Here is a 13007-nt window from a genome sequence, read left to right as displayed (position 1 = left end):
ATAGCCCCACACCCCCAAGCTCCGGAAAAAGGTTACAAATATAAACAATAGCCATTACCCTATAGTCTAATGTTGGCTCCAGCTCATCTTATTCCCGGTGCTATACCAGAACTATTTGCTAAAGTTAGCAGCTCTGGAAAAATTACTCTTGATGATCGATATGGATTGATGGCAGCTCTATTGGAGGATTCACTCACCTCCGAAGAGCGAGACTCCATCGACAGGTTGCTCCACGCTGTACATCGGGGCAGGGTGAAACTAGCTACCTAGAGCTTTGACTATAGGTAGTCGATTGGTATCCTTGAGAAAACGATATAGAAAACAATAGATAAAAAGAAATCCCCCATTGATGTGAGGGGCATGGGGGACTGGAGAAAACATTGAATCTACTCTATTTTATTAAACAAGAATTTGAGTCGATTTGATAGCCATAATGGCGGAGATTTAGGATTTTCTTCCTTTGTCCTTAGTTTCGTCCCCTTCATCCATTGGTGATTGGGCTTCTGGTTTTCCTGTCAGAGGTTCGACTACTTTTGCGATCGCTTCACTGACAAAGGCTTTAATAAACTCATCGCGCTGGTTTAACTGAAACTGCTTCTGCACCACTTCACTCATCCCTCCATCTCCCCAGTCTTGGTCATTGCGGAAGTATTCAATAAAGCTTTTGCCAGCAATTCGGATTAGATAAGCAGCGGTTACCCCCTGAATGGCTTTGCCGACAACATAGGTGGCAAGATTCAGCCTTAGAGTAGTGCTAAGGATTTGAATCGCTCCCTTGACAATACCCAAACTAGCTAAGGTTTTTCCCAAGGATAGGGCTAATTCCCTACCCCGTTCCATATTCAGTTCACAGCCGTAGATTTTGCCAATTTCCACCACCATTTGGGCATTGACTGCTGCAGTTGCTAACAAATCCACCACGGGTAAAGGAGTCAGAGAAATTACACTGGCTCCAATCCACTGGAACCGTTCCACCACTTTCTCTGCTTCTCGCTTGCGCTGCTTGTTGAGGATGTGTCTAGCTTCTTGGCCTAACCGTTGGGATTGTAGCAGTATGTTATCAGCAATCAACTCTTCTCCCTCTGCTCTTAATACAGCCGCTAAGCGACGAATTAAGGGCAAAATTTCCGGTTCAGGTTGGCAAAGTTGACCATTTTCTAGGGTAACAGACTGCGGGTTGGCTGCGATCGCAACTACATCTGAACCAGGAATAAAACCCCTTACTCGGTGGCGCAATCGTGCTAGAACCCTCTCTGAATCTTGTTCGGTGTACAAGTCAATTTTATTGAAGACCAGAAGCGATCGCTTCCCAATCTGTGCCAATTTTTCGAATGGATCATACTCTGAGTGTCGTAAATCGTTATCCACCACAAACAACAACAAATCCGCTTCCGTTGCCAGATGTCGTGCCCATTGCTCTCGCTGAGTGCCAACCACACCAGATTCTAAAATTCCTGGTGTATCAGTAATCAGAATCGGGCGTTCTAATCCTTTCAGCTTTAGTTTGTAGGTTTCCCCAACCTCCGTCGTTCCCATGGGGGCACCGACTTCACCCACCATCCGACCAATCAAAGCATTGACTAGAGAAGTTTTCCCCGCTGAACCAGTACCAAACACTACCACTAACAGTTCCCCACGGGAGAGGATAGCTTCAATTTCCTCAGAGCGACGCAGCATCGCTTGCCGTGACACTTCATCCTGAATCTGTTTGACCTGTTGCCTTACTGCTTTCAGGGTTTCTTCTGCTGCTTCAGTTTTTACCTCGGGGGCTTTAGGTTCCAGACGACCCTTACCTGGCCGTTTCCGGGATTTACCAAATAACCCCATGGTGTAGATTAAGGCCCATATTAGTAGCCCTAGCAAGGTAATCACCAACAGCAGCAGTAAATTAGCCAGTACCGGAGCAGTAAAGGAAATTTGGATATATAGTTGGTATATACCATTAATCAACCAAAGCATTAGCCCCAGAATAATAATGAGGCCAATAATTAGGGTTAGTAGACGTGGCAGGGGCATGGAAGATAGGATAGGTTTTAATTATTAATCTTAGAAGATCCGGCAATAATTCCCCCATCTTCTGAACCCAAGAGGCTGTGCAATAAAACTCCGGATATCTTTCCCCTCTTGCCTCTTGCCTCTTGCCTCTTGCCTCTTGCCTTTCGCTATATATATCAGCAATTTATAATTGATTTGGGAAACAACTGTTCACATCTGACTGTTTAAATCCGTTAAAAAATAATGAACTTATTCAATAGTATTCTCAGTGCCATTAATAGTCCTACACAACAAGCTAGTTCTAGTCAGCTAGGGGATATTCTGGACACGGTACAGCAGTTGAGTGGTAACCATCACACCAATCCCTCAGCGGTGCAATCTGCCACCTCAATTGTAGGTAAGTATGTGCGTTCAGCGCTGCAACAAAAGCGCAGAAATGAAGGAGATGAGCAGGTACAAGCACTAGTTAATCAATTTGGTGGCATTGGTGCTAGTTCTCAAGTGGTCAATATGCTCTTTAGTGCGCCTCAGATCCAAGAGCTTGTTGGAGAAATTACCAGCAAGACAGGCATTAATGCTGGTATCATTCAAGCCATGCTACCCACCTTGATACCCGTGGTGTTGAATTTCCTCAAGACTGGCACCAATACTCAGAATCCCCTTGGTTCTAATTCTGTACTCAGTGGCTTTCTAGATGCTGATGGGGATGGGGATGTGGATATTTATGATGCCATGCAGCTGGCATCACGGTACTTAGGAAGGTAATGAAAAAACCCAGCTTGTTGGGCTAGGAAGAAGCACGAGTTGCTGGAATCAGTAACTTAACTAGTTTTGACAGCTGGGGTTTATCAAAGGCTTGGATGAGTACCTTGGCGGCGGCTTTTGGTTCTAGCACAATAGTAATTTCCTTACCCTTAGTGGTTCGGCTTCGCCCAGTCGATCCTACAGCTGCTAGTTTTTGCAGTGCTGAACTCGGAGCGATCGCAGCCGCTGCCTTTCGCAACTCGTCTAGATTACCCTGTGCTGCTTGCAACTGGTCACTGGCTTCCTTGAGTTCTTTGATCACTAATGGTGCTAACTGGATATAGGAGTTTTGAGGATTTGTGATCGCTTTATGGCAAACTCCCACTAATTTATGCCAACTACCAATCCCAGCCCCCAGTTGAGCCAGACGCTTACAAAGCTTTTGAAGTTTTTGGCGATTGGTTGGTGTGGAAGATTGTTTAAACAGCTCTAGCATATCTTTAAGCAGGCTAATCACCTTCGGCCCAAAGTCTGGAGGAAATTTACCTTTTGCTGAAGAAGACCCTTTGCTAGTCGAAACTTGATCAGAACGAATCGCTTTTTCAGCAGCAGAGCTAGAAGCCATTGCCGCTGGTAATTGACTCTCACCACTGACCAAAGTTTTGAGATAATTCTGTAATTGTTCAAAGCCTGGCTGAGCTGCTTTTAGAGTTTTTTCTGCTTCACTTTGTTCAAACCCAAACGGTCCTTCCAACAGATCAATCAACGCTTTGAGGGTATCATAACTCTTTAAAAACAGAGTCTCCAGCTGTTGATCAACCTGAATCTTATTCTCTTGAAGTACTTTGAAAGAATCTTCTAAACGATGGGCAGTCTTTTGAATACTTGTAAACCCCAACATCGCCGCCCCGCCTTTAACAGAATGAGCAGCGCGAAACAATTCATTAACCGTCTCTGGTTCATTGACCACTGAGCCCAGATTTAACAGTCCCTGTTCAATGGTTTCCAGGTGTTCTTTCGCTTCTTCAATGAAATAGCCTAAAATCCTTTGCTGATTCCCAGCTTCCACGGCAATTTTTCCTTATCAGAACGGCTAATCAAAAGAGATTGATGATAATCATCAGAGCAACATTCGATCTGGTGAACGCAGTTTTCAAATCCATAGACCATAGCGTTGGTTACAGCAACAGTTTATCTCAGCTTACCTCCAAATCAGCTATTGGCCTATCAATGCTGAAAACTGCTCTTAGATCTTCAGTTGGATCTCTATTGTGGCATCCCACACCAAGTCAGCAAAGACTTTACGCGAGCTTAAAAGCACAAGGAATAGCTAGGGTTAGCTTGAAGCCGACACTTACCGGATCAGGTAAGTAGTTGATTATATCACAAATCCATTGCAGGCACCGATAATAATAGCTTATCTCTAGATAAAACTCCCAAATATAACATAATCCTTTACATACAAAAAGTATTCTTAACATTATGTTACATTAAAAGTAACACTATGTCATGTTGGCGCAGCTGCCAGCTATGGATACCCCAAATGGATACTAATGAGCTTCTAGAGCGTTATTCAGCAGGTGAGACGGATTTCCGTGGAGTAGATCTCCAGCAAATCAACCTGAGTGAAGTCAATCTGACTGGAGTAATTTTCAGACGAGTCAACCTAGCTGATGCCAACCTGAGTCTCGCGGTTTTACAGGAAGTCAACCTTAATCAGGCCAATCTGACAGGAGCGAAACTGTGGCGAACTAATTTGAAAAAAACCTCTCTGGTGCAGGCTAACTTGAGTCAGGCATTTATGATTCGGGCGAATCTTACCAGAGTAAACCTGCGCCAAGCCATTCTAACCCGAGCCGATTTAAGATTAAGCCTTCTTGAGGATACCGATTTGCGAGGAGCCAATTTAACCAGGGCAGACCTGCGCTACGCTGACTTAAGAGGAGCTAATTTGACTGGTGCTTGTCTCCACCAGGCAGACTTGACTAGGGCAAATCTGTGTGATGCTGACCTTTCTCAAGCAAACTTGAGTGGAGCAATTTTGAGTCAGGTAGATTTGAGACGGGTTACTCTCTCAAATGTAGATTTGGGTCAGGCTGAGCTTTCTGGGGCAACGGTACCAGATCAACTGACTAGTGAATATTCAAAATTCGAAAAGCTAACAGCTAACAACTAGATGCATAAATAATCCCTTGATCAAAAGGGTTGGTTTGATCAAAAGGGTTGGTTTCAGGAAAAGGATTTGTTGAGTTAAAACTATCCCCCTCATGAGTGGAGTGGGACTATTTAGGGAGGGATTTCTAGGTGAACAATCCAAATTCGTTACTGGGAGATTTACGGCAAGAGTTACCAGATGTGCGCTGCCAAATGTACTTCAAATCTTCCTTGACAGCTCTTTCTCATGCCATGGAAGACCTCGTGCTAGCAGTGGATGACTCTCCCTTGGTGATTGCCAATTTCCAACATGAGAAGTTTTATCGTCAGGAAGTCCACCGCTATCAGCGAATTGCCCAACGTACAAACCAAGTTTATGTGCTGGCGGCACCAGAATCCGAGTCTGGCTTTGCTCTGGTTGAAGACTCCTTAGAAATTATCCCCTTAGACCCAAATGATGGTCTTGCCCAAGAGTGGCACCTGGTGATTTTGGCGCAGAAGTATACAGCTTGCCTAATTTGTCGAGAACAACTAACACCAGCAACTTCCATGGAGCAGGCTCGCAGGTTTGAGGGCTTTTGGTCCTTTGACCCCCGGGTTACTATTCATGCTGCTCGACTTTTACTGGGACGGATTGCTAGTTATCGACCAGAACTAGCCCCAAAAGTTGAGCAGGTATGGCAGCGCTATGGTTTGACTACAGAAGTCCCAGAGCAAACATTGTTGCTGACCAGTGCAGGGATTGATATTAGTATTTTTGCTCAGCGGCTGGTAACTTATTTGCAAGCGAGTCAATATAAGCTCCTTAAAGCTTATCGAGTCCTCAGCACCAAAGAAGGCAAGGAGCGTCTGATTAATGCCATCACCGCCACCATCCGTCGCTCCCTCAATCCCCAAGATGTTCTAGCAGCGACAGTAAAGGAGTTAGGAAACACCTTTAATTCTTGCCGTTGCCTGCTTTACCGCTGTAGTCCTAGTGACCAGCAAGCAAAAATTGAGTATGAATCGGTTGCTTCTGGTTTACCGTCCCTCACTGGACAGATGTGGTCGTTAGCAGATAATCCTCTAATTCAAGTCGCTCTAGCTCAGGAACGAGCCATTGCCATTGCTGATGTTACTGGAGCTCCCAACTTACACAATAACCCAGCTCTGAGGACAACTATTGAGCGTTGGCAGATTCGATCTTGGTTACTGGTACCAATACACTATCAAGGAACACTGCTGGGGATGCTGGAACTCCACCATGGGGGTTCGGAACCCTATAGATGGCTCGAAGACGATATTGATTTAGTAGAAGCGATCGCAACTCAAGCTGGGGTAGCCTTGAATCAAGCCCAAGCTTACACTGACTTAACTGAACTCCATAACCAACTAGAAGCCCTAGAACGAACCCGCAATAATCTGATTGCTATCGTTGGTCACGAATTACGAACTCCTTTATCAACTATCCGAGTGTGCCTAGAAAGTTTAGAGAGTGAACCAGAAATGCCAACGGAGTTTCGGCAAACTATGCTTGATACGGCGTTAACCGATGCCGAGCGCATGCGTAAACTGATTCAAGATTTCCTCACTCTGTCTAAGTTAGAAAGTGGTCAGACATCCCGTTACCCTGAATCCATCCAGATTATCGAAGTCCTAGACTTGGCTCTTTCTGCTCTGAGATCAATTTGGTCACCAGATACACTACCAGAAATCAACGTTAAACTACCCTCTGTGTTACCTACAGTCCTAGCAGATGGTGAAGGATTGGTAGAAGTCTTAACCAAACTCCTAGATAATGCCTGTAAGTTTACTGAGCCAGGGGGTAAAATCACTATCCAAGCCAAAATTAATGAAACTCAACCTAATTCGGTGGGATTGATAACCAAGAATCGCCGCCATAATCCCATGCTAGAAGTAATTGTAGCGGATACTGGTAGGGGTATTGAACCGAGTCAGCTAGACGCAATATTTGAAAGTTTTTATCAAGAGGAAGATTCACTCCGACGCACTGTTGGTGGCACAGGTCTTGGTCTAGCTATCTGTCGCCAGATGATTAAAGGTATGGGTGGAAAAATTTGGGCTAAGTCTGAGGGGAAAAATCAAGGTAGCCAATTCCACTTTACCATTCCATTGGAATCATCTCAAACCTTGTTGAGTATTGAGTCTTGACTGTTAACTGTTTACCTTTACCCTTTAACATTAACCCTTCAGCCTTTAACATTTAACACTTAACATTAAACATTTAAATTTTAACTTTCAACCTTAAACTCTTGATCCTAATTTCTCGAACAACCGAGTAACTTTTTTTAAATCTTTATCACCTGGTGTTCGCTCTACACCGCTGGATAAATCAATCCCACTGGGTTGCAGTAGGGTTAGGGCATCTAAGACATTATCCGGTGTCAAGCCACCAGCAAGTAACCAAGGGATAGTGGGACGAAATTCTCGCAGCCTTTGCCAGTCTAAGGTTTTACCAGTGCCGCCCAACATTTGTCGATGGTAAGCATCTAGCAATAGTGTATCCACACAACTTAAATAACTATCTGCCTGATGTAAACATTCTGGAGTTCTTATCCTTAAGGCTTTAATAATTTCAATCTCTGGTAACGCTTGGCGCAGCTTTTGGCAAAATTCTGGGGATTCATTACTATGCAGCTGAACGGCATTTATCCCTGAATCAGCGACAATTTGAGTTATTTCTTCCGTAGAGGTATTAGCAAACACACCAATGCGGTCAACTGATACAGACAAGTGTTTGACCACGGCTTGAATTTGCTCGGGTGTAACGTAACGAGGAGAGCCTGGTACACAAATAAAGCCTAATGCTGTTGCTCCCAATTTTGCGATCGCATCTCCTTGCTCCGGTTTCGTAATGCCACAAATTTTTACACGCATTGTTACTTGTTACTTGTTCCTTGTTACTCGTTACTCGTTAATTTCGATTTTCGCTATTCCCTCGATATTTCCCGCTCAAAGCGCAGCATTTCCAGAGAGCAATCACCATAAAGTGCTTCAATATGCTCCCAACAGCAGTCAATGGCAAAATCATTTAAATCTGCTGGCTCCACCCCATACATATCCTGAAATACTTCAGGTTCCACCCGACAGAAACGAGGTCGATGGGGATAAATACGACATTCACGGGTGGTGTGGTCGAAATTTATACACCATCCCCCCTCACCTACCATACTTAAATATAGCGCTAGCTCTTCTGGAAGAAGATACTCCTCTAATCCTGGACGCTCAGCTGGGTCAAGATGACAGCAAGCGCCACATTGCTTTACACAACTCCAAGTTGCCATAACTTTGAAAAAAGAGCTAAAAGCTTAAAGTATATCTAGCTTAGCGAGTTTTCACCCGTGATAGGTGTAGTCAGGCTTGCCATTGAGTTTTGTATATTTTTGTAAACTTACTTAAAAAAAGCAGATCATTACCCAGTAAAATCTAAGCGATGGATTGTGATTAGTCACCATCGCCTTTGTTGGGTCAATTCTGGAGAACATATGTATTTAGCTTTTTTAGATTTTATAGGTAACATCGATTGGGTATTGATTGCTCAGCTGAGTATGCTGGCAGCTGTTGTGATTGCTGGTCCAGTGGTCATTTTCGCCCTATATGCTCTTAGAGGCGACCTTTAATCTAGGGTTGAAGGTGACGTGGTTGTTCCTCCTTGGTGTTTGGTTTAGGGTAGGTAACGCAGTTGAAGGTTGAACGCGCACGGGTGGCCAAAAGGCTAAGATTGTTCGCCTTTGGCGTTCAGGGTAAGCGCAAGAATCAATAAGCCTAGGCTTATTGATAAAGAAACCACGCTATTCTCAACAAAATCACTCTATTGTGAGTACAGTTTTACGAGATTATAGGGGTTTCGAGACACGATCAACCGATATCTAGCCAATGTACATTATGGGCAATTTTTTCTTGCGCTTACCCTGCTTTGGCGTTCGGTGTAGGGTAGATTAAAAGTTCAGTATAAAACCTACAACCTGTAACTTATTAAGTTTAACTTTGAAGGCACCCCATCCATAATCTTTGATTTGGATGGGGATTCATGCTATCTTGAACAGCTAAATTTATTAAGGTTCGTTCCCAGGACAATTGGCTTTCTCAATGTCCCGTTAGAACTTTTGCTGCCGTACACCCAACGAAAAGTTTGTATCCCCTACTATTAACAAGATGAACTTACAAGAGGCTTTGGAACAATATCAGGGTACTAAACTAAAGCTAGATGAATTGAGCAAATATCAACAATGGGCTTTCTCTTTTTTTCATAATGAAGAATTTGTTTTAAACCCTAACCTTTCGATAACTCTACAGCTAGACTTGGGAGGTGCTCGTGAAATTTATGAAAAGTCATTTCAAAATGCACAAGGAGCCTCTTTTCAAGCTTATCTTGTTTGGAATTTAGTCAAAGCATTATCTTTAAACTGGACGTTTTGCACCCGCAAAATCGATCGAGAATGGTATGTGTTTAAAAACCTTCCGCTGTACTTTACAATTGCTGTTGGCGGAGAGGATCGGTTTAAAGATGTGATTATTAACGATGTCAGCTTAATTGATTGGACAACATTTGTCATAATTTATCGAGATTCTCTTGAAAATCCCAAGCAAGATGTTGGCTCTATTCCTCCTTTGACATGGGCTATTTCTCATTTCATTGGAAACCTACCTGACTTAAACTTTACATCATTTCAAATACACCGTGGAATCATGAAGACGGGGCGACCTATATTTTACTTTGGACAACGGTATAATTCGCACCAAGGACTGACTGTTCCGTTGAGCATTACTTTCGATCATGCTAATTCAGATCCTTATGTTTTGAATAAGCTAATGCAAACCTATCAAGATTTTTTGACACAAGTTGAATGAAATGATAACAACCTCGGCCTTGCTTAATAATGGAATGATTTTAAAAGTTTTGTGGAATGGGCCTCTTGGTGGAACAGGCATCTTGCCTGTTTCATTCCCGGGCAGGCAGGATGCCCACCCTACTTCTATTCATTCGAAGATTCAGCAACCCCACAACCTCGGATCAAACTAAAATTTTATAGGACGACTTTTATCATCAAGTGCTTTCCAAAACAAATCGATATCATCGGTCTTGAAACGTTGTGCCATGCGATAAACCCCTGGTTCTATACCTTTTTCAGTCGTCGCAAGTTTGACCAAACCCAGGAGTTGCATTGTGACAATTGGATCAATATATTCTGTTTTTACGCCTTTCTCATGTTTAGCAAAAAAGTTGATCACAAAACCATCTGCTAACAGTACTAATCTTTTAGATTGACCATTAAATTGAATATGATAGACCGTACCAATATCATCATGAAAGGATTTGTGAATTGAAATATTATTTTTGATCTGATGCCGAATCCATTCAACCAAACAAGAAACCCATGTACTAGATTCGACATCATTTAAACCCATGCTCTTGATGAATTCAGGATAATATTTTAGTTTAGCTACTAGAGAATCAGATGTTTCCGAAGAAGAAAGCACTTGATGAATGACTTCAGTCTCACTATCTGAAATAAAACACAACTTATGCTCATAATATCTCTTGTACCAGATTAACTGTTGATGAATATCGATTGTATTTTCGGAAATAATTTCTAATAACTCGTCTAGAAAAACTATTGCCTTTCTAAATTCATAATCCTTCGATGAACCACTGGTAAGAATCAGTTCATCTACAAGATCTCCGATATTTTTTCTAGTCAAAAACGCATTGATATCCAGCTCATCCAACACAAGCGAGCCGGTAACCCCAATAATTGTATCAATGTGGTTTTGAATAAGGCGCGTAACTTTTCGGAAAGATAGTATTTGTTCAGGAACTAATAAGGTCACCTTTTTTAAGCAATTTTGCTTACTAAAGATTTGACTCATTCCTTGGCCATTGGGTAACAGTTCGATTTTCTCAGGGACATATCCATATTGCTGACGGATAGATTCCCATAAACCATTCAACGTATTTGTTTGATACCATAGCGTCTGCAAGGAAGATTCTGGGCTGGGGAAAGCATTAGTTATAACTAATTCATTAAAAGATTCGTACTTGGGAGAGGGTGAGAAAAATTCTAGCACCGATTTCTCAATCTTATCGCTATACAATTGAGGGTGACGCTCACCAAAAGGTAAATCGACAATTACTGGTAAACAGGTGTCTTCAACAATATATCTGCCCAAATTTAAATAATCAACTTTTGTGGCAGCATAGGGAAATCTTTGACTGTCAATTTCTCTATAAAATGCTTGATCGACAATATCTACAGCAAAAACATGACTTGTACTATTTTGCATTTCTGTGAGTTCTTCAACCAACCGGGTTCCGATGGCACCATTACCTCCAATGACCGCTACTTTCCGTGTTTCAAATGTTGGCAATCCTAATCGGCCTAAAGCTGTTGAAGTTGAATCAATAATTGCTTGTGAAACCCCTTTTGCCTCGAAAATCACCTTGATGTCATCCCGTGCTGTAGAAAGCACAGGAAACAAAGCTTTTCCTTGATAAGATTCTATAGCGGTCCGGTCTCTTTTTTCCCCAGCAGTAGTTACTTCAACAGCACCAATAATAAGATTTTCATCGACAGCCTTCTTGAACAGAGAATGTAAACTATGATTTGGGTCTTGATAAATTTGATAAATTAAAGGTACAGCATATCCTCCATCTTCATAAATCAACAGTTTTTTATTTTGTTTGATACATGTTTGAATGCAGCGAACGAGTTCTGTTTCAACTAACCCTATCATTGCACTCATATAGTTTCGATTAACTTCCGATTTTTCATACAGGTTAACAAATAACTTTTCATCAGTATTTGGGAGAAAAGAGGACTGCTTAAAGTCAAACTTGTATTGCGTTGGCTTGATCGGGTGTTGAATCATACGTAAACATCGATAGGTTTGACCAGAAACATGATCTAACATCCTCATAATCGGCCAATTACTTTCACCATAGGGAATCCCAATGAATGCATCAATGTGAAATCCTAAGGCATCCAGGGTTTGTAAAGTCATGACAACTTCATGAGTCCGATGGTGAAGCACAAAGAGATGATAGGGGTTGCTACACTGAAGACTTAATTTTTCGGGTAAATTATCATAAACATAATGCTGAATTGGCATATTAATGCTTGAAATCAACTCTTCAACCTGTTTGCCAACAGACTGTTCATTCTGACCCATGTAGATAAAAATATTAGCTGTTATTGTTGAAGAGGCTTGATCATAATGTATGCCTTTGACTTCCCAGTTAATAAAAAAGGTTTGCTGATGTGAATCGTACTGCTTATGGACAACCAGGCAACCGGATTTTCCTGAATTACTAGGGGTACATATCACCTCAAATAGATCTTTAGGGAGGTCTTCGTTTAGATGATTATTCCCAATCTGATCAAAGAGGGTATTTAAAACCATTACACCAGAAGGAGTTCCCGGTTCTAAAACTTTGTGAAGTATACTAGGAGTTGAAAAAAATGCAATATCAATGTCTTCTTTTTTGGGAACAACACCTGAAATTGAGCCTGAACCCGACAACATAAATTGATGTTGATCTCTGATGACGAGTTTTTTAGTTAAGGGAATAATACTATCACATTGATAGGCTTCGGCAGAAAGTTCTTCACAGAAAAAATAAAGGTAGTAATTGCTAAGAGCTTGTTGAGCCACTAATGAATTACGTTTCCGAACTTTAGCAGAGAGAATAGTTGCAATATTTTGGGTGATTTTATAACCAATATCAGGATCATCTTGATAGAGTCTGGCCAATGCGTCTTTTGAAAATCTTAATAATTTGGTGTCCTTTGAAGCACATATTGCTGAATTAGGAGAAGGATATTTATCAATTAAAGAGATTTCTCCCAAGGATGTTCCCTGAATTTTTTCCGCAATTTTTTTCATTCCAATTGTTCCTTCTTCCACATTTCCCTGCAAAGCTGGGTCGATCAAAATATCAACTTGGCCTTCTAGGACAACATAGAGATCGTGACTGTCTGTTCCTTCGTCAAAAATATGCTCACCATATTGATATTGCTTAATTTCACTAATTTCTAATATCCTTTGACGCTGTGGCTCGGTCAGACCTTTAAAGACAAGAAGTTGTGCTAATAGGTTTTCGATATTCATTTTTG

Annotated in this window: 11 protein-coding genes; 6 read left to right on the top strand and 5 right to left on the bottom strand. The window is 41.9% G+C overall.

What is annotated here, in order from left to right:
• Window positions 1-69 precede the first annotated feature (69 nt).
• Window positions 70-270, top strand: coding sequence for a hypothetical protein (locus tag BJP34_RS10660; protein WP_070392325.1), 201 nt, complete (start codon window positions 70-72; stop codon window positions 268-270).
• Between the two features lie 174 nt (window positions 271-444).
• Here the strand turns inward: BJP34_RS10660 and BJP34_RS10655 are convergent, their stop codons facing one another.
• On the bottom strand, window positions 445-2016 hold the full coding sequence (locus BJP34_RS10655) for a YcjF family protein (protein ID WP_070392324.1): 1572 nt from the start codon (window positions 2014-2016) through the stop codon (window positions 445-447).
• A gap of 222 nt (window positions 2017-2238) precedes the next feature.
• Here BJP34_RS10655 and BJP34_RS10650 point away from each other — a divergent pair, with 222 nt between their 5' ends.
• A complete protein-coding gene (locus tag BJP34_RS10650) occupies window positions 2239-2760 on the top strand; it encodes a DUF937 domain-containing protein (protein ID WP_070392323.1) in 522 nt (173 codons plus the stop codon).
• A 22-nt stretch (window positions 2761-2782) separates the two neighbouring features.
• Here BJP34_RS10650 and BJP34_RS10645 read toward each other — a convergent pair whose 3' ends face one another.
• Window positions 2783-3808, bottom strand: a complete 1026-nt coding sequence (locus BJP34_RS10645; RefSeq protein WP_070392322.1) for an Hpt domain-containing protein — start codon at window positions 3806-3808, stop codon at window positions 2783-2785.
• Window positions 3809-4282: 474 nt separating this feature from the next.
• On the opposite strand from BJP34_RS10645, the gene BJP34_RS10640 reads away from it, so the two are divergent.
• Together BJP34_RS10640 and BJP34_RS10635 are read left to right on the top strand one after the other, a co-directional pair.
• A complete protein-coding gene (locus BJP34_RS10640) occupies window positions 4283-4915 on the top strand; it encodes a pentapeptide repeat-containing protein (RefSeq protein ID WP_070392321.1) in 633 nt (210 codons plus the stop codon).
• Window positions 4916-5043: 128 nt separating this feature from the next.
• Entirely contained in the window at window positions 5044-7044 is a 2001-nt protein-coding gene (locus tag BJP34_RS10635; RefSeq protein ID WP_070392320.1) for a DICT sensory domain-containing protein, read from the top strand.
• Between the two features lie 93 nt (window positions 7045-7137).
• Here the strand turns inward: BJP34_RS10635 and BJP34_RS10630 are convergent, their stop codons facing one another.
• Both BJP34_RS10630 and BJP34_RS10625 read right to left on the bottom strand, forming a co-directional pair.
• Window positions 7138-7770 (bottom strand): phosphoribosylanthranilate isomerase, encoded by a 633-nt coding sequence (locus BJP34_RS10630; RefSeq protein WP_070392319.1) that lies wholly within the window; start codon window positions 7768-7770, stop codon window positions 7138-7140.
• A gap of 53 nt (window positions 7771-7823) precedes the next feature.
• Complete coding sequence (locus BJP34_RS10625; protein WP_070392318.1) at window positions 7824-8177, bottom strand: YkgJ family cysteine cluster protein; 354 nt, start codon at window positions 8175-8177, stop codon at window positions 7824-7826.
• A 201-nt stretch (window positions 8178-8378) separates the two neighbouring features.
• On the opposite strand from BJP34_RS10625, the gene psb30 reads away from it, so the two are divergent.
• Together psb30 and BJP34_RS10615 are read left to right on the top strand one after the other, a co-directional pair.
• Complete coding sequence (gene psb30 / locus BJP34_RS10620; RefSeq protein ID WP_070396607.1) at window positions 8379-8513, top strand: photosystem II reaction center protein Ycf12/Psb30; 135 nt, start codon at window positions 8379-8381, stop codon at window positions 8511-8513.
• 535 nt (window positions 8514-9048) lie between these two features.
• Window positions 9049-9744, top strand: a complete 696-nt coding sequence (locus tag BJP34_RS10615) for a CatA-like O-acetyltransferase (RefSeq protein ID WP_070392317.1) — start codon at window positions 9049-9051, stop codon at window positions 9742-9744.
• A gap of 168 nt (window positions 9745-9912) precedes the next feature.
• Here the strand turns inward: BJP34_RS10615 and BJP34_RS10610 are convergent, their stop codons facing one another.
• A complete protein-coding gene (locus BJP34_RS10610) occupies window positions 9913-13002 on the bottom strand; it encodes a Crp/Fnr family transcriptional regulator (RefSeq protein WP_070392316.1) in 3090 nt (1029 codons plus the stop codon).
• Window positions 13003-13007 lie beyond the last annotated feature (5 nt).

Origin of the sequence: Moorena producens PAL-8-15-08-1, from assembly GCF_001767235.1 — a bacterium.
Classification (GTDB): domain Bacteria; phylum Cyanobacteriota; class Cyanobacteriia; order Cyanobacteriales; family Coleofasciculaceae; genus Moorena; species Moorena producens_A.
Note: the sequence above shows the minus strand (reverse complement) of the source record. Positions and strands in the feature narration are given on the sequence as shown.

Excerpts from the sequence above, each read along its gene's own strand:
- BJP34_RS10660 (WP_070392325.1), top strand. The coding sequence starts at position 70 with ATGTTGGCTCCAGCTCATCTTATTCCCGGTGCTATACCAGAACTATTT.
- BJP34_RS10655 (WP_070392324.1), bottom strand. The coding sequence starts at position 2,016 with ATGCCCCTGCCACGTCTACTAACCCTAATTATTGGCCTCATTATTATT.
- BJP34_RS10650 (WP_070392323.1), top strand. The coding sequence starts at position 2,239 with ATGAACTTATTCAATAGTATTCTCAGTGCCATTAATAGTCCTACACAA.
- BJP34_RS10640 (WP_070392321.1), top strand. The coding sequence starts at position 4,283 with ATGGATACTAATGAGCTTCTAGAGCGTTATTCAGCAGGTGAGACGGAT.
- BJP34_RS10630 (WP_070392319.1), bottom strand. The coding sequence starts at position 7,770 with ATGCGTGTAAAAATTTGTGGCATTACGAAACCGGAGCAAGGAGATGCG.
- BJP34_RS10625 (WP_070392318.1), bottom strand. The coding sequence starts at position 8,177 with ATGGCAACTTGGAGTTGTGTAAAGCAATGTGGCGCTTGCTGTCATCTT.
- psb30 (WP_070396607.1), top strand. The coding sequence starts at position 8,379 with ATGTATTTAGCTTTTTTAGATTTTATAGGTAACATCGATTGGGTATTG.
- BJP34_RS10615 (WP_070392317.1), top strand. The coding sequence starts at position 9,049 with ATGAACTTACAAGAGGCTTTGGAACAATATCAGGGTACTAAACTAAAG.
- BJP34_RS10610 (WP_070392316.1), bottom strand. The coding sequence starts at position 13,002 with ATGAATATCGAAAACCTATTAGCACAACTTCTTGTCTTTAAAGGTCTG.